Source organism: Ruegeria meonggei (assembly GCF_900172215.1).
GTDB lineage: Bacteria > Pseudomonadota > Alphaproteobacteria > Rhodobacterales > Rhodobacteraceae > Ruegeria > Ruegeria meonggei.
Genome location: NZ_FWFP01000007.1, coordinates 80,004 through 96,038, shown reverse-complemented (window position 1 = coordinate 96,038; position 16,035 = coordinate 80,004). Strand labels below are relative to the sequence as shown.

At 53.7% G+C, this 16,035-nt stretch carries 15 protein-coding genes; 6 read left to right on the top strand and 9 right to left on the bottom strand.

What is annotated here, in order from left to right; translation table 11 throughout:
• Positions 1-97 precede the first annotated feature (97 nt).
• The 3 genes from RUM8411_RS12890 to RUM8411_RS12880 all read right to left on the bottom strand — a co-directional run bounded on the left by RUM8411_RS12890 (position 98) and on the right by RUM8411_RS12880 (position 3,284).
• Entirely contained in the window at positions 98-802 is a 705-nt protein-coding gene (locus tag RUM8411_RS12890) for an SDR family NAD(P)-dependent oxidoreductase (protein ID WP_085823129.1), read from the bottom strand.
• Between the two features lie 118 nt (positions 803-920).
• On the bottom strand, positions 921-2,576 hold the full coding sequence (locus RUM8411_RS12885) for an FAD-binding oxidoreductase (RefSeq protein WP_085823128.1): 1,656 nt from the start codon (positions 2,574-2,576) through the stop codon (positions 921-923).
• Between the two features lie 87 nt (positions 2,577-2,663).
• A complete protein-coding gene (locus RUM8411_RS12880) occupies positions 2,664-3,284 on the bottom strand; it encodes a glutathione S-transferase family protein (RefSeq protein ID WP_085823127.1) in 621 nt (206 codons plus the stop codon).
• A gap of 68 nt (positions 3,285-3,352) precedes the next feature.
• On the opposite strand from RUM8411_RS12880, the gene RUM8411_RS12875 reads away from it, so the two are divergent.
• On the top strand, positions 3,353-4,351 hold the full coding sequence (locus RUM8411_RS12875; protein ID WP_234995221.1) for a LysR family transcriptional regulator: 999 nt from the start codon (positions 3,353-3,355) through the stop codon (positions 4,349-4,351).
• 196 nt (positions 4,352-4,547) lie between these two features.
• Here the strand turns inward: RUM8411_RS12875 and RUM8411_RS12870 are convergent, their stop codons facing one another.
• Positions 4,548-4,781 carry a hypothetical protein gene (locus RUM8411_RS12870; protein WP_085823126.1) on the bottom strand — a complete coding sequence of 78 codons (234 nt, stop codon included), beginning with the start codon at positions 4,779-4,781 and terminating at the stop codon, positions 4,548-4,550.
• 150 nt (positions 4,782-4,931) lie between these two features.
• Positions 4,932-5,816, bottom strand: coding sequence for a LysR family transcriptional regulator (locus RUM8411_RS12865; protein WP_085823125.1), 885 nt, complete (start codon positions 5,814-5,816; stop codon positions 4,932-4,934).
• 293 nt (positions 5,817-6,109) lie between these two features.
• On the opposite strand from RUM8411_RS12865, the gene RUM8411_RS23245 reads away from it, so the two are divergent.
• The 3 genes from RUM8411_RS23245 (at position 6,110) to RUM8411_RS12850 (ending at position 9,442) form a co-directional block, all read left to right on the top strand.
• A complete protein-coding gene (locus RUM8411_RS23245; protein ID WP_370738039.1) occupies positions 6,110-6,274 on the top strand; it encodes a VOC family protein in 165 nt (54 codons plus the stop codon).
• Positions 6,271-7,167, top strand: a complete 897-nt coding sequence (locus tag RUM8411_RS12855) for an NAD(P)H-binding protein (protein ID WP_085823124.1) — start codon at positions 6,271-6,273, stop codon at positions 7,165-7,167. The genes RUM8411_RS23245 and RUM8411_RS12855 overlap by 4 nt, the downstream gene beginning before the upstream one ends.
• Before the next feature lie 592 nt (positions 7,168-7,759).
• Positions 7,760-9,442 (top strand): KAP family P-loop NTPase fold protein, encoded by a 1,683-nt coding sequence (locus tag RUM8411_RS12850; RefSeq protein ID WP_159453892.1) that lies wholly within the window; start codon positions 7,760-7,762, stop codon positions 9,440-9,442.
• A gap of 263 nt (positions 9,443-9,705) precedes the next feature.
• Here RUM8411_RS12850 and RUM8411_RS12845 read toward each other — a convergent pair whose 3' ends face one another.
• The 3 genes from RUM8411_RS12845 to RUM8411_RS12835 all read right to left on the bottom strand — a co-directional run bounded on the left by RUM8411_RS12845 (position 9,706) and on the right by RUM8411_RS12835 (position 12,604).
• Positions 9,706-10,356 (bottom strand): hypothetical protein, encoded by a 651-nt coding sequence (locus RUM8411_RS12845; RefSeq protein ID WP_234995220.1) that lies wholly within the window; start codon positions 10,354-10,356, stop codon positions 9,706-9,708.
• Positions 10,357-10,377: 21 nt separating this feature from the next.
• Positions 10,378-11,778 (bottom strand): selenium-binding protein SBP56-related protein, encoded by a 1,401-nt coding sequence (locus tag RUM8411_RS12840; RefSeq protein ID WP_085823121.1) that lies wholly within the window; start codon positions 11,776-11,778, stop codon positions 10,378-10,380.
• Between the two features lie 82 nt (positions 11,779-11,860).
• Positions 11,861-12,604 (bottom strand): IclR family transcriptional regulator, encoded by a 744-nt coding sequence (locus tag RUM8411_RS12835; RefSeq protein ID WP_234995219.1) that lies wholly within the window; start codon positions 12,602-12,604, stop codon positions 11,861-11,863.
• A 427-nt stretch (positions 12,605-13,031) separates the two neighbouring features.
• Between RUM8411_RS12835 and RUM8411_RS12830 the strand changes: the two genes are divergently transcribed.
• Positions 13,032-13,544 carry a DUF6653 family protein gene (locus RUM8411_RS12830; RefSeq protein WP_085823119.1) on the top strand — a complete coding sequence of 171 codons (513 nt, stop codon included), beginning with the start codon at positions 13,032-13,034 and terminating at the stop codon, positions 13,542-13,544.
• 41 nt (positions 13,545-13,585) lie between these two features.
• Here RUM8411_RS12830 and RUM8411_RS12825 read toward each other — a convergent pair whose 3' ends face one another.
• The gene (locus RUM8411_RS12825) at positions 13,586-14,617 is read right to left on the bottom strand and encodes a GlxA family transcriptional regulator (RefSeq protein WP_085823118.1); all 1,032 of its coding nucleotides are present in this window, start codon (positions 14,615-14,617) and stop codon (positions 13,586-13,588) included.
• A gap of 117 nt (positions 14,618-14,734) precedes the next feature.
• Between RUM8411_RS12825 and RUM8411_RS12820 the strand changes: the two genes are divergently transcribed.
• Positions 14,735-15,955 carry a flavin-containing monooxygenase gene (locus RUM8411_RS12820; protein WP_085823117.1) on the top strand — a complete coding sequence of 407 codons (1,221 nt, stop codon included), beginning with the start codon at positions 14,735-14,737 and terminating at the stop codon, positions 15,953-15,955.
• Positions 15,956-16,035 lie beyond the last annotated feature (80 nt).

Here is a 16,035-nt window from a genome sequence, read left to right as displayed (position 1 = left end):
ACTGCGGCAATCGCTTACGCAGAAAACCGCACAATTTTTGCGGATTGCCGGCTTTTCAGCTTGAGTTTCATTGGTTACACGACAGCTTACCTTTGGTTCACCATTTTTCTCCATATGGGCGCAGTTCTACGTCAAACGACCAGGTGGACCGATCTTGATGGGCGATATGGAACACCTCAACAGCGATGGCGTCGGGCTTGCTGAAAAACTCTTCCGGCATATCCGGATTGAAGGGCACGCGGGTCCATGGCGTGTCGATCGCGGCATCAATCACGACATAAGCCACATGGATGCCCTTTGGTCCCAATTCGCGGGCCAGTGACTGTGCAAAGATCCGCTGCGCCGCTTTTGTCGGCGCGAAGAGTGCGTAATTCGGGACACCGCGAAGGGCTGCCGTGTTACCGGTGATGATGATGGCACCACTGCCGCGCTCGACCATTGCCGGGGTCAGTTCGCGTGCCATGTATAACAGGCTCGTGGTGTTGACGCGGAAGTTACGCTCCAATTCTTCAGGATCTGCCTCTGTAAAGGGTTTGAAGGTGGCGCGAACAGCGTTATGCACAATCACCTCAGGCACCCCCATCTTTTCCTTCACCTGACGGCAAACACTGACAAGTTGGTCAAGATCCTCCAAATCGAACGCAAAAGCCTTCGAGCCCGGAAGCTCGTTTTCAAGGTCCGCCAAACGCTCAGGGTTGCGCGCCAACATGGCGACGCGATACCCGTCCCGCGCAAACCGGCGGGCGACAGAAGCGCCGGTTCCGTCACCGACGCCTGTGATCAAACAAACTTTGTGGTCCATGGGAATTCTCCTTCTTCCAAGCGTTGGTTTGACGGCCGTGCGGATCGATCGAGGACCTGATGTCCCCGCGATGGTTGGAAACTCCTGAAGCGAGAGCCTTCGCCATCGTCACACCAGATCACCCGGCAGGACCAAAGCTTTCGGTATGAATGTGCTCTGGGGATACGCCACGGCTTTCCAGGTTGGTCTGCAACTCACCCATGAATTTCACAGGCCCACAGATGAAGTAATGGGCATCGACATTGTTGATCAGCCGCGCCAGTAATGCCCCATCGATGCGCCCATGACTGTCATAATCGGTTCCAATTCGGTCGCCGGGTGCGGGTTGGCTATAGGCGACATGCACGGTGGAACCCGATCGCGTGGACGCCAGATCGCGAACTTCCTCAGCCAGAGGATGGTGTTCGCCGTCTCTCGCTCCGTGAACAAACCAGACCGGGCGGTCACTACGTTCCTTCGCAACCGCGTGCAGTATACTCATCATCGGCGTGACACCGACGCCGGCGCTGACCAGCACCAATGGGCACTTATTGCAAGTCATCACGAAATCTCCGGATGGCCGACGGCTGTTTATGATTGCACCAATTTCGAGGTGATCATGAAGGAACTGCGAAGCGACGCCTTTCCGCTCACGTTTTACGGAGATACGATAGCGATATTGATCGGGGCCGTTGGACAGCGAGTATGTCCGACTGACTGGCTCGTTGATCCCCGGAATTTCAAGTTCGATCGGAAGATGCTGGCCGGGTTCAAATCCTGCCAAGATCCCTCCATCCCGCGCTTCAAAGATGAAAGAGGTGACATCGGCGCTTTCTGGCGTCTTTTCGACAAGCCGGAGCGACCGAACCGAACCCGCATCTGAACTCCATCTGAGGCTGACCGCAGAGCGGGTCTCGACAATCTCGTCGATCTCTAACGTCAACAGCCGGCGCGCACCGGGAAATTTCGATAGTTCTTTGCTGCCCCAGTCGATGGATGCCCTGCCGGTTAATTGAAGAAAGCTGCCGCTGGTGAAATTGACAAAGAGAAAGCCGGCCTTCGGATCAAGGAGAATATTGCCAATTGTGTTGAAATGGTTGTTGCCAGCGTAGTCGGGGAACCTCAGCCTCCCGTCATCCAGAACTTGGACGAAGCCGCGGTCGCCGCCGCGATGAGAGGCATCCATCCCATAAGTCGGGCTTTCACCTTCTCCGCGATAGCCGCTTGCAATGAAAAATGTGTCGGCAGACGAAACCCATTGTTTCTGCTCGTTCGTGAGGCGTTGGCCTCTGATTGACTGGCCTGGAACAAAGTTATCCAGCCGGTGCCACTTTCTTTCTCGAATGTATTGCGGACAATTGCCGAAACTCTGGTCGACACAAAAATCGAAACCTGCAGAGGTAACTTCAGCGGCACGCCCGTTGACGCGGTTTCGTCTACGGGTCGCCAGTTCGATGCCGAGAATACCAACATCGCTTCCGGGCAGAATGGCACCGTGCAACGCATCTCCGCGGGTGGGCAACCCGTCGATGGACAGCGTTTTGTTGTCCGGCGCAGTGATAAATCCATCTGGTCCTTCCAACAGCGTGACCCAGGGCTTGTTCTGTTCATCCCGGGCAGCGACTACCAGGAACGGAAGAGCGGTGTGAAAGTTGCGGTGTTGTTCGGGCAGGTGGTCGCGAATAACTTGCCGTGCCCAGTCTTCGATATCTCGGACACCCAGCCGCGCTTGAGCCAAATGTTCGCCGTTGTGAAACGGGGAGGCACTGAAGACACGCGGGTCAATGTCGGACATGGGATTTCTCCTGGGGTCGTGATGTCATTGTGGAAAACAAGGGAAGATAAATGTGCGCCCGGTCTTCAGCCCGGGCGCTTTGGTTCTCTAGGCAGCCAGACCTACTTTGGTGCTTTGCATGGGCACGAAACCCGGCAAAGCCTCGACACGCGACAACAGCCCCCGGATATTGGGGTAATCGTCAAGCGAAACGTTCCCCTCGGGCGCATGTGCCGTGTAGCTGTATATCGCGACATCCGCGACTGTCGGAGTGGTGCCAACCAGCCAGTCACGCCCGTCCAGATGCGTTTCGAGACGATCAAATGCGGATTTGGCCACTGCCTTGGGACGCTCTGCGTCCAATTGAGCGCCAAAGACAGTGACCAGCCTTGCAGTTGCTGCACCGTGGGCAATATCCCCGGCGGCCAGCGACAGGAACTTCTGCACCTCGGCCTCGAGGACGGGGTCGGTGGGCAACCAGTCGGGGGCATATTTGCGGGCGAGGTAGACCAGAATGGCATTGGAGTCGGAGATGGCGGTGTCGCCGTCTTCGATGACCGGCACTTGTCCGGCCGGGTTCAGGGACAAGAATGGTTCTTTCTTGTGTTCGCCGGATAGCAGATCGACATCAACCAGTTCGTGATTGATGCCGCCAAATTTGGCGAAAAGCTCGACCCGGTGAGAGTGACCGGAAAGTGGATGGCGGTGAATACGGATAGCGCTTGGCATGGTTTTTTCCTTTCGGAGGGTTTTCCTGGGTGAGCACTGTTGCGGTACATCTGCTCACTGGAACAAACATGCCAAAGGACCGTTTCATTTATAATGACCTAATTTATTCAATGGCTGTGAACAAAATGGGTATAATGAACCAAGCGTCAATGAGACGAAGGAGCAGGGCAATGGACACAATTGATACGATGAGAGCCTTTATGGCCGTCGCCCAAGAAGGTTCGTTCACAGCGGCAGGGAAACGTCTTGGTCTCTCGACCAAGTTGGTCAGTAAATACGTAGCGCAGTTGGAAAGCAGACTTTCAACCCAGCTGTTCAACCGAACAACGAGAAGTGTCTCTCTGACGGATGTTGGGGTGGCTTATCTTGAACGGTGCCGACCTATTGTCGAACAAGTCGACGAGCTGGACGAGCTGGTGCAGGAAAGACAATCCGCGCTGGCGGGTCCGATCCGGATCACCGCACCAACCGGGTTCGGCAGCACCAACCTGACACAAGCCCTGGCTCCGTTCATGCTGGCACATCCGAGCGTTGATATCGAACTCAAACTTTCGGATTCCAGAGTGGCTTTAGTTGAAGAAGGGTTCGATCTCGCCGTCAGAGTGGGAGTGCTAAGGGATTCGACGCTCATCGCGAAAAAACTTGCGGATATGCCGCTTATTGTCTGTGCGTCACCAGATTATTTGACCGCGCGGGGGAGGCCGGGTGATCCGATGGCGCTTGCCACCCACAACTGCCTTGTCGACGAAAACCCGGTTAACGCAACTGCATGGAGGTTCCGGACTGGAAAACGGGACTTTGTGGTCAAAGTCGCCGGCGCCTTCCATGCCAACGCACCGGCAGCAATTGCCAACATGGCGATTGCAGGCCTCGGAATTGCGCGCTGCCCGCATTACGTGGTGGCGCAGAACCTCGAGGACAGAACACTTGAACAACTCTTTCATGAATACGAGACAGAGAACTTTGGCCTCTATGCACTCTACCCGCCCAATCGTCATCTGACTGCCCGGGTTCGAGCTTTGATTGATCATCTGGCAAACCACTTCGGATCTGTTGCGAAGTACTAACTGGTCGAAGTGATCTCTCCGGTCCAGCGTCTTAAACGGCCAATTCCGCGAATTGACGAAACGGATAGAGTTTGGGCATGTGTTGGTTTTTGCGGATCATGTGTGCCAGTTCGACCCGATCAAGAGGACATACGGGCACGTTCTATACTGGCCTGAGAGAAAACCCTCGTTATTTCCAAATCAACCCCGCGGCCGTCTATTCTGAGTGGACGTGTTCGGCGATCAGTTGCGCAACGGATGGACCGGGGCCGATAAGCTCCAGCACGTTGCGGTCAGGGTCGCGGATGCAAACGGTTTTTGTGCCGCGGAATTCCCGGCGCCCGGTGACCTCAATTTCGTTTTTGGTGACGAATGCTTCGGGTGCTTTCGCGTCGTACCCGTTCCCACAAACCCGGACATCCGCATCATGGTGACGAGAGGTTTTTATCAACTATCGGAATGTCTGATCCACGGATCAGTTCAACTTGGACAGCGCTGGATTTGCATAAGGCCGGTGGGGGTTCTGATGTGTTGAAAAGCGGGGTTGCAGCGAACGTCCGCTTTCCGAAAAAATCAATGGACTGAGGCCTGTGGGCAGAGCCTACCTTTTGATGTCTGAAACGACGATATCGAGAAGGAGCCGAGCGAGCTTTGGCAACGATGCGTTACCCGCATGGACGGCAAAAAGCTTGATTTCAGGAAACCGCCAGTCTGGCATGACCTCGACCAGTTTGCCCGCTTGAAGCATATCTTGGCACAACGGTTCCGGCAACTCAGCGATGCCTTGGCCTGCAAGTACGGCAGCCTTTATTGCCGCGTAGTCGTTGATAGCAAGTTCGGGTACGAAGCTGATGTTCTCAGTTTTCGTGCCCTTTGACAAAGACCACGTGACTTCCCGTTTTGAACCGAACCCAAACCCTATGCGCCTATGATCCGCCAAGCAACTTGGCTTGACCGGGAGGGCATATACTGCCGCGTAACTTGGTGTCGCAACCAGCCGATGTCGATGCCGCATGATTGTTCGAGAGATCAAATCCGGTTGGGTTGGTGCCGCCACCCGAAATGAGAGATCGATTTTATCGTCAACAAGATCCAACATGCGCTCAGATACCAGCACTCGCAGCTGCGCCTTTGGGTAACGCAGTTGGAAGGTCTCGATCGCGTTGAGAAATACTGGCTCACACAGATTGGGCGGCATTGTGATTGTGACGGTTCCGGCTGTGTCAGTATGACGATCATTCATTACCCTGTTGGCATGGGCAAGCGTCTCCAGTCCTTTGCGACAGAGGTCATAATAAGTTTCTCCGGCGTCTGTCAGCCTGATCTGTCGTTTGCTGCGATCAATCAGGCGCGTGTTCAGGTTGGCTTCAAGCTCGGACACTTTGCGACTGACTGTAGACAGCGGAGCATTTAGGGCGCGCCCAGCCTCGGTAAAGCTTTTAATACGGGCGACTTCTGCGAATACTGCGATGGCATCCAGCTGCATAGTATAACTTCCAAATATGGGATTTGGTTTTCAATTTTTCCTATTTCTTCGAGAAATGGAAGCATTAGTGTGACCTGCACATTAACGAGGATCGCCTGATGCCCCACATAAACAAAACGATCAACTACGTCGAGTTTCTGCTAATCGCGCCTGCTGAAATAAGGCGGTTTTATGAAACCGTCTTTGGATGGGAATTTTAGGAATGGGGGCAAAACTATCTTAGTTTTAGTGGCGCGGGTCTTGAAGGTGGCTTCAATGGCGAAGACGGAAATCCTGCGCAAGCTCCCGGCGCATTGATTGTTCTATTCGCAGATGATCTGGAAACAACTCTTGCCGAGGTCAAAGAAGCAGGAGCAAAGATCATCCGCGATATCTACAGCTTTCCAGGGGGAAGACGATTCCACTTCGTTGATCCTAACGGAAACGAACTTGCCATTTGGGCCGAGGTGGCCGGATGACATTTCTTGTAACAGGTGCCACTGGCACAATCGGCTCTGAAGTTCATCGGCTTTTTGCCGAACGTGGCGTGTCCGAAGTCCGCGCATTGGTGCACGACCCTCGCAAAGTCGGACAGGTTGAAGCCCAGGGCGCAACGCCCATGGTTGATTCCTTTGAAGATGAGGCGGCTTTGGCCACTGCAATGGCAGATGTTGAAACTGTCATCCGGATTACATCTGCCAACGCCTCGGCAGAAATCCAGGCCTCAAATGCAATCTGTGCGGCTCGCGCTGCGAACGTGAATAGGATTGTCAGAATATCCGCGATCAAGGCCGACCCGGACGGGCCGACTAACAACACTCGAACGCATGGAAAAACCGAGACGGACAATATCAAAAGCGGCATTGGATATGTCATACTGCGACCCAATCTGTTCATGCAAAGCCTCTTCATGGCTGCAGATCAAATTAGTCAACAGGGGCAGTTTTCATTTGCAATGGGCAAAGGTCGCATGGGGATGATTGACACCCGCGACGTCGCGGCTTGCGCTGTGGATTGTACTCTTTCAGATCAATGGGACGGTGAAGTGTTTGAACTGACAGGGCCCGAAACACTCAGCTATTTTGATGTGGCAATTGTTTTGAGCGATTTGCGTGGCAAACCAACCGCATATCAACCGATATCGCCTGAAGACATCTATTCTAAGACCGAGGGCATGGGATGGGGCGACTGGCCGGCCGCGTTGGCCAGAGATTACGGACAAGCCTACGCATCGGATTGGGGTAACTTCACAACCGGCAATGTCGAGAAAATCACCGGCACGTCGCCACGCTCGTTTAGCGCCTTTGCAGCAGAGGTGTTTCTACCTGCGTTAGGCGAATTGCGAACTCAGACAAAGAAGGCCGCATGCTGAATGGCTGGTTCGTACCACTTTGCATGCGCTCTCGCCGGTGAACCTGCACCGCACCGCGAAACAATTGCAGGGTTGAGCCCATGGTGCGTGATGCCGCAATTTACACGAGTGTCGGCTTTGGCTAGTGACAGTTGCTATAAGTACGTCAGCGACCCTCTGTAGAGCGAAGAACCTTATCGCGGCAGTGATCGCGCTCATGCTGGCCGGTCATCAACTGTCACAGTTGTGCCAGAACTATGGTGAACGTTCGACACTGTAAGGAATCACAATTCAGACGTTTCCTTCAAAACCAAAGTTGAGTGCCGTTCCGCAGATCTGGTGCTGAATTTAGAGTGTGATGGTACTATTTGGGTCAGAATCCGGTCGTTATCAGTGGCCGTAAGCCTACATCAAGCAACTGATTAATGCTGCGCTCGCCGCCCGCCTTCGTCGTGAAAGCAAAGCTGGACACTAGCCAAGTTCGCAGAACGCGTTTGGAGTCGACATTGAAAACTCAAAGGGGGTTCTGGAAACTGTACAATTGCAATATGGCCCTTCTGGAAGTTTAATGCTGAATTGACGACGATCTGGAATTGAGCGATGGGCCAACCTCTTGACAGTCGATGCGACCGCCAACTTCAAATTGCTCCTTGACGTGCCAGAGGTTGAAAATCTGGCGCTCGATTTTGGTCGATTGGCCGACACTTTTGCTCAGATCGTAACGGTGTCCGAACCACGCTTTGCTATCGCGGTTTATGGAAGTTGGGGATCAGGAAAAACCACTCTGATGCGGGCTATCGACGCGAGGCTTGATCCCAATTTGAACGCTTCAGTCTGGTTCTCTGCGTGGCGTTACGAAAAAGAAGAGCATCTGCTGGTACCCATGCTCGATGTGATACGGGAAGGCGTTCTGAAATGGTCTGACAGGACAAGCAAGGGCCAAGCCAAGAACGCGGCGATCAAATTGGCCCGGGTGATTGGTGGCGTGACTTCTAGCCTAGTGGCAGGATTGTCGGCAAAAGCAAAAATCCCAGGCTTTGCGGAGTTTTCTTTTGATGCGAACAAAGCTCTGACTGCAGCGGAAAAACTGGACGATAAAGACATTGAGGCACGAACGCCGCGATCTTTTTATCACGCAAGTTTCAATGCGTTGCAGGCTGCGTTTGCAGCATTCTCCAAGATGGGTGCGTCAAAAATCGTGGTTTTCGTAGATGACCTTGATCGTTGCTTGCCAGAGAAGACCCTTGAAGTCCTTGAATCAATGAAGCTGTTTTTCGATTTGTCTGGCTTCGTATTTGTTGCCGGCTTGGACCGGGACGTAGTCGAATTGGCCATCGAACACCGTTACTCAAAGTTCTCCGGCGAAAAGTCCGCCACCGCGACCAGACTGACGGGTGAACGATATCTACAAAAGATCTTTCAGGTGCAATTCAGTTTCCCGCCTGTCAACGTATCCGAAACAAACGATCTTTTGACAAACATTATCAATGGGGCTGGTCTGAAGGCACCACAGAAGAGGGAGCTCGAGAAAACGGTGCGGCCGTTCGTTGCGGAACTGACGACTGAAAGTGGGTTTAACCCGCGGGAGTTCAAACGATTTATCAATAACTACACTCTTCAACGCAAGATCAACCCGCATCTGAACAAGGAAATCGTCCTCGCTATTCAGGTGATTGGCTTTCGCCCTGACTGGGCATCAGTTGCTACAACACTGCAGGCATACCGCGATGTATTTGTGCGGGCCCTTGGCACTTACCGAGACTCTGGCTCACTTTCTGAACTTGAAGGGCTAATGATCGACGGTGGAAGGCCCCCGGCAACATTTTTGAAGTTCATATCTGACGACAAATTAGGGGGCAAACTCGCCAAGTTTAAACAAACAGGGGAGAACTACTCCATCGACGATTATTTGTTTTCAGGGGAAGCGACACAGGGCACGGACACCAGCGTGATCGACGCAATTCAAGCGGTTGCCGCGCTCAGGGGATCTATTTCGGAAATACCCAATAAATCCGAGACGAGGCTTAGTGACGTATTAAGCGAGGTCGGATCTCAAGCAAATCAAGCAGCGGAACGCATGTTGTCTAACCCCGCTATGGCACCGATCCAGAAGCGCTTGGGCGACCTTTCGTCTCGCTGTCGGGTTCTTCCTCTGCGGCAACATCTGAAAGATCCAGAAATCAACGAGACTACATATAGTGATTTGAATGAGGAGGGCCAGAGTAGCATTATGAGTCTGGAAACAGAGCGGGCTCAGATCATGCAAGAGTTACAGCAATACTACCGAACATTCTGAAGCCGGACGTTGGTCCGGCCGATCAGGCGGCAACGCGCCTCTCTTAAAACACCCAGATTGAAAGCTTTGCGATGCGCTTTGAAGTAAGTCGCGTCGATCATGGTAGGTCGCAGCTAAAACCGGACATGTGGCTTCTACACGCAGGTCGGACGCCGGGTTTTCGCCGCAGTCGCGGAAATTCTGTTCCGTCGCAATAAAAGTGGGCATTTCTACTTAGAGGGACGAAGATTATTTTGTTTGCCGCGCTTTCATTCAAGAAAGAGTTAATGCCCGGTTAGGGCGGAATACAGTCCAAATACACCTACAATGACAAGGCTTAGCGCCCAAACGATATCTAGGTTGAACCAAGTTTTTGACAGGAATTTCAGCCCCAGCCAACGGTAGATCAACACTGCGATCACCCCGCCGGCAAACGTCATTGACAGCGTATGGACGGCCGCAACAAAAAATGCTGTTACGATGTTGCTTCCCATAAGTGAACGAGCTGCTGAATGACCCACATCATCGGCACCGATTGCACATATTCCCAAAAAAATAGGAACCAACATCAATCCCGCCCCGTGTGCCATGGCAGCCAGAAAGGACCATAGCGCAAGGCGTGCAGGATGTACGCGCGCCAGAAACTTTGGGTGTCGCCGGTTGATCAGCAGATACAGGCCCATGGCGATGACCAATAGCCCTGCAACAATGCGCAGCTCGACCTCCCACTGCACAAGGACCATCATCAGCGAAAACGGGAGCAATATACCGACCATGGCTAGAAAATGCCCAGCAGCGAGCATGGCAAGCGCTTTGGGCATAGCGCTGTGTTTGCGCTCCATCAGGGCTGCTGAGACAGCAAGAGGCCAGCCCATTCCTGGGTTGATGCCATGATAGAGGCCAGAAAAAATGACAGCCCACCATAGGGCTGTCATCGAAGTCACATCGACCATCACTTACACGGACGGGTAACAGAAGCTGTCAGTTGAACAATCCCCGCCTTCCAGCCTGATCTGATGAGACCGCAGGCCGTCAGGGAAATTGACGTAGAAATCCTTGTTCAAAGTCAGCCCGCCGTTTTCGCCAACATCGGCCATGACCATCTGCCCGCCTTCGTCATCAGGATAAAACTGGTCATCCCACGTGGAATAAAGAGAATTTGTCCAAAAAACGCGTTTCCCGTCGCGGCTGATCTCGACCATTTGCGGACCAAAAGCAAAGTTTTCCCCGTTGGGATGTTTAGCGCCCCGCGCGATCCCGCCGAGTTCAACTTTGCCAGCCAGAACCGGGTTCATTGGATCAGATACATCGTATTGATGCATTTCCCCCAACCCCCAGCAGGCGACGTAGAGGTATTTGTCATCAAGGCTCAAATCAATGTCTGTTACCAACGGCGGGACTGCCTCAAACCCTTGTAACAATGGTGGCAGATTTTCCGGTTTCTCAGGCCGGGGATCAATAGTGATTGTCTTCTTGGACTGCCAAACACCATCGTCATCGCGCCACCATGTGAAGATGGCCCCTTGCAGGTTAGTAGTATCTACGACAACGCCGCAGAACCCATAAGACTTGGTTGGGTCATGCGCCGGGCGAATTTCCAGTGCCATCTGATAGTTCTCGCCAAAATCCATCGTCTGGATGTTTTTACGCGCCCGTAAATCCCAAAAGTGGATTGAGTGACCATATTTGTTCGACAACAGGTCCTCTGGCACAATTCCGTTCTCAAACTGAGGTGGCAATCCCCATTCGGAACTGACCATGTAGTCTTGCGGTAAATTCCACCAGAAATCATAGTGCTTGTCTTGCTTTCCCCGGTCCATTTCATACTGGCCGATGATCTCGAACGTCTCGCAATCCATGATGAAGATACCAGGAGGGCCGTCCGTTCCATCCTTGCCGCCACCGCCTAGGCAGGACACATAAATCCCTTCTGGGCCACAATGGATCGTATGGGGCCGAGAGTAGCCCGTTTTTTCAAACAGCTCTTCGGGCTCAATCGTTTTGTGGATCTTTGCCTTTAGAGGATCTTTCACATCAATCACATAAATGCGCGATGAACGAATGCCGGGGACAATCAGATAACGTCGTTCAAGGAAGGCGTGACCTGTTAGCGGCGAAAGCGAAGACGAACAGGCGTTCCAGCCGAAGTGGTGGAATTCATCGCCCTTGTTGGGAACAATAACTTGGTGCACGATTTGACCATATGTGTCTGACCCAGACTTAAGGTCGACGACAGCGATGCCGTCAGATTGCGAACCATCTGGACTGAGCATTACCGTAAATGCGTAGTTTTCCACCGGCGCTTGCATCGCCAGTTTTGGCGAGGCATGAAATGTCGGATCTGGTCTCAAGTTCATTGTTGTTCCTCCTTGTTGCGGTGATCGCCCCTTTCCGAGGTCATTTATTTGGGCCCGAAAGACCGAAATTGGCTGTGTGTCGTCACACCTCTGCTACGTTACATAACTGGATAGCCCCGCTGACTTTTTCTGACAGGACCTTTAGTTTCTCACCGATTTCCATGCGGTATTCGGTTCCAAAACGACGAATGGGACCCACTGCACCAATGCTGAACGTGGCGCCAATGTTTCCAATGGATACTGGGGCAGCGACGCTGGAAATGCCAATGTCGATTTCCTGATCACAATCAGCAAACCCGCGTTTTACGATGCCTTCGAACTCACGCCGCAATTCCGCTTCAGAGGTTTTGGTAAGTTCCGTGTATTCTTTAAGACTACCTGACAGTATTGTTTCTTGGAACGCGGGCTCTGCAAAAGCTGCGATGGCTTTGGAACAAGAGCAAGCGTGCATCGGCCGTACCCCAAGCCCGGGATGAATAAAGGCCCGCGACGGATCGTCCGGCGTTTCGACATGGATAATTTCAACCTTGCTGTCGCGAAAGCGGGCAAGAAACACTGTTTCGTTAAAATTCGTGGCAGCAGCACGCATTAGAGGAGCCGCGCAACGTCGGACATCCACATCTGACTTACCAAGTAACGCGATACGGATCAGCCGCTCACCAATGACATATTTCCCGTCGTTGAAGGGTTCATTGATCAGCCTTTGTTCGACAAGGGACTGAATGAGCCTGTAGCAGGTTGGCTTTGGCAAACTTGTTGCTCGTTGCACCTCTGCGACTGTCACGGGCCGCCCTGCAACCGCAATGGTTTCCAATAGGTTGATCATCCTGTCGAGGTGCATATCGGCTACTGTATCTCATATAATGAGGCTATGCCTCAATTAACGAGAATATATCCCGTTTTGGCAAGCCTTTTGTGAGGCAGTAAAAAGTGCGCACCCCATCGCAGTTATCATCGCTCGGTTTTCCATGGCTCTTCGGAAAGTAGGGCTGAAGACGCGCAAGCTGTTCGTCCGCCAGTGATAATAGATGGCCTATGATGCACCCCTGAAACTCTGGGACTTGAATCCTATTGGGGTTCCACGCAATTGTGAAATAAGTGCTGCCCAGATCGGCAGCCAGGGGTCTGACAGTTTCTTGGCGCTCGGTGACGGAATTCGGTTAACCAAAGGACGAGTCTTGAATGCAGCTTTGATCTGTGTTGGCTTGCTTCCAAGCCCCATGTGGAAATTCTAGTTTCCGGAGTTTTTTAAGGTGGATGTAGTCAGCTTTTCCGAACGTCTCATGGCCATGAAAGACGAAGTTTGGCTGCGGCATGCAAACCCCTGGTCCGTCTGGACCCGCGTGCTTACGCCGTTACCCCTGCTGGCTCTGGCGATCTGGAGCCGCGTGTGGATTGGTGGTTGGGCATGGTGCGCCGTTGGGGTGGTTCTGGTCTGGATATGGGCCAACCCACGTGCATTTCCTCAACCCAGCTCATTTGACAGTTGGTCAGCGCAAGGCGTGCTGGGCGAGCGGGTCTGGCTGCGACATCGAGACAGGGTTGCGACCCATCACAAACGCGTCGCACTTGCGCTTGCCCTCGTCAGCGGTCTGGGTCTTCTGCCGTTTGCTTATGGTCTTTGGACGTATGATTTGGGATTCACGTGCCTCGGCTTAGTCGTGATCTCTGGCGGCAAGATGTGGTTTGTGGATCGCATGGCCTTGATCTGGCAGGATTTTCAGCGCGAGGGAGGGTCCTTGGATGACCTGACAATTGGGCAGTAGTTCATGAAACTCGCGCTGCCCAAATATCCCTGACCAAGACGTTAGGTTTCCGGCGCAACTAAACCCAACGCCAGGCGCTTCTTTCTGTAGGTTGACGCGGGCATGCCGACATATCTCCGAAACGCATTCCGAAAACTTGAAGGTTCTGTGTATCCAACCTCGGCCGCAATGTCGTCGATTGGCATGTCGCTTGTTTCCAGCATCTGTTTGGCCTCTTCGACCCTGAGTGTCTGTATATACTCAACCGGTGTTTGCCCGGTAACTTTCCGAAATCTGCGCAATAGGCTGCGTTCGGTCAGGCCACTGCGCGCGGCCATTGTCGCCACCGGTGTTGGAAGGGCATAATTGTCCGCCGCCCAGACCTGCGCATCAGCGACCACAGCGTCTTCGTGCTGGGCCCCTGCGGTCAGCGAGGCATAGTGCAATTGCCCTTCGGTGTGGGGTTGCAACAAATAGATTTTTGCGAGGCGTCGCGCCTCGTCCTGGCCCGCAATGCGCCCTACCAGATACAACACCAGATCACCCCAGGCAGACGCGCCACCTGCCGTGACGATCCGGTGCCCGTCCCCCGCGGGTATCAGGATACGTTCCCGGCGCATGCGGACCTCTGGATACTTTCGGGCGATCACGTCGCAAAAGCTCCAATGGCTGGTCGCATCAAGGCCGTTCAGCAACCCAGCGGCCGCCAGCAAGAGAGCGCCGGAACAAACTGATGTGACGATGGCACCCTCGGCGCGCGTTTTGACGAGCCAATTGGTCAACGCGGAAAACTCGTCTGGCAAAGGGCAATCAGGTGCAAGATGCAGATCCGGTACGATGACCAGATCGGGTTGGCCAAAGTCTTCCAGAGCCCCGTCCGGTGTGATCCGGCGCCCGTTGATATCAGTGTAGGCCTTGCCATCCGCCGACAGCATCTTGGCGTCAAAAACCCGCGCTTTGGGCGGCGTCCCATGCAACATCTCCCAGTCCCTACCAACCGAGGCGAGGGCATCCAGGATGCAGTAAACGGTCGACGTGCCAACGCAGGGCAGGGTCACAACAGCGGTTCTGCAGGTGGATTTAGGTTCTGACATATGATGTCCGATATTCACCGATCTTGTCACATACCGGCATATCACGACTCGCAGCCTTGCGGCAATACCGATGCAGATACGGAGAACACCTAAACCCAAGCGCATCGGAGAAACCCCATGACACTTTCCCAATCAACATCCGCCATCGTCATCGGTGCCGGGCTTTCCGGTTTGGCCGCGGCAAGTGAATTGCGGGCCCGCAATATCCCCGTCACTATATTGGAAGCCTCAGACCGGGTGGCTGATCCGTGGCGGGCACGGCACCCCAGGTTGAGGTTGAACATCCATCGCCACTTTGCCCGGTTGCCAGGCCATCAAAAACCAAACAATTCCGATACTTACCTGCCCCGGGATGCGGTCGTTGACTATCTAAGCGACTATGCGCGTGCGATTGATGCAGACATACATTTCGAGACCCGCGTGCTTTCAGTGCACCGCGACGGTGACAGTTGGAAGATTGAAACCACCAAGGGCAGCTACTCCAGTCCTCATCTGATCGTTGCAACGGGGCGGGAAAAAGTTCCGGAAATGCCCGTTTGGCCCGGTATGGAGAATTTCGGGGGTCAAATCATTCATGCCGCTGATTTTGCGGATCCCAGCGAATATGACGGCAAGAACATCCTTGTTATCGGGGCCGGAAACTCGGGCACTGATGTGTTGAACCATCTGTCGCGAAGCAACCCGGCACAGGTCTGGGTGTCCGTCAGGCATGGCCCTTCGATCCTGCCCTCGCGGATATTCGGGTTCCCGATGCAACGCATGGCCAATCTTTTCACGCGGTTCCCGAAATGGTCGCTCGATCCGATCTTTGCCGCCATGCAACGGCTGTTTCTGGGAAACCTGCAACGCTTTGGGTTGCGTCGTCATAAGTTGGGCGGCGGGTCGCGCATGCTCAAGGACGGCGTGACCTTCGCACTGGATGACGGGTTTGTCGCAGCGCTGAAGGCCCGGCGGTTTGACGCGGTCGGAGAAACGGTTGGCTTTTCACCCAACACCGTCGAAATGGCCAGTGGCCGAATGGTCCACCCTGACGTTGTGATCTGTGCGACCGGGTACAGGGCCGATCTGGATGGGCTTTTCGGACATCTGGGTGCGCTGGACCACAAAGGATATCCGCGGCATCCGATGGGGCAGGAAGATCTTCAAAACCCCGGTCTGTGGTTCACCGGGTATGGGCTGCTGTTTCAGGGCTTTTTTCACGCCGCCGGTGTCAGTGCAAACCGCATCGCAACGTGTATCGAGGCCAGCGACAGCGCCTCGTTCCCAACTCAATCATCCCCTCATTTGCCGCCAGGCGGGCACCAATACGCCCAGTCAATAGAAGGAACAAGTCAGTGACGTATCTGAACTCCGCGCATATCCGGGCGCAACATTCCAGACGATGTTTGAACATTTCAGAGTTCATCCGACGCTGCGCA

Excerpts from the sequence above, each read along its gene's own strand:
- RUM8411_RS12890 (WP_085823129.1), bottom strand. The coding sequence starts at position 802 with ATGGACCACAAAGTTTGTTTGATCACAGGCGTCGGTGACGGAACCGGC.
- RUM8411_RS12885 (WP_085823128.1), bottom strand. The coding sequence starts at position 2,576 with ATGTCCGACATTGACCCGCGTGTCTTCAGTGCCTCCCCGTTTCACAAC.
- RUM8411_RS12880 (WP_085823127.1), bottom strand. The coding sequence starts at position 3,284 with ATGCCAAGCGCTATCCGTATTCACCGCCATCCACTTTCCGGTCACTCT.
- RUM8411_RS12875 (WP_234995221.1), top strand. The coding sequence starts at position 3,353 with ATGCCAAAGGACCGTTTCATTTATAATGACCTAATTTATTCAATGGCT.
- RUM8411_RS12865 (WP_085823125.1), bottom strand. The coding sequence starts at position 5,816 with ATGCAGCTGGATGCCATCGCAGTATTCGCAGAAGTCGCCCGTATTAAA.
- RUM8411_RS12855 (WP_085823124.1), top strand. The coding sequence starts at position 6,271 with ATGACATTTCTTGTAACAGGTGCCACTGGCACAATCGGCTCTGAAGTT.
- RUM8411_RS12845 (WP_234995220.1), bottom strand. The coding sequence starts at position 10,356 with ATGACAGCCCTATGGTGGGCTGTCATTTTTTCTGGCCTCTATCATGGC.
- RUM8411_RS12840 (WP_085823121.1), bottom strand. The coding sequence starts at position 11,778 with ATGAACTTGAGACCAGATCCGACATTTCATGCCTCGCCAAAACTGGCG.
- RUM8411_RS12835 (WP_234995219.1), bottom strand. The coding sequence starts at position 12,604 with ATGATCAACCTATTGGAAACCATTGCGGTTGCAGGGCGGCCCGTGACA.
- RUM8411_RS12825 (WP_085823118.1), bottom strand. The coding sequence starts at position 14,617 with ATGTCAGAACCTAAATCCACCTGCAGAACCGCTGTTGTGACCCTGCCC.
- RUM8411_RS12820 (WP_085823117.1), top strand. The coding sequence starts at position 14,735 with ATGACACTTTCCCAATCAACATCCGCCATCGTCATCGGTGCCGGGCTT.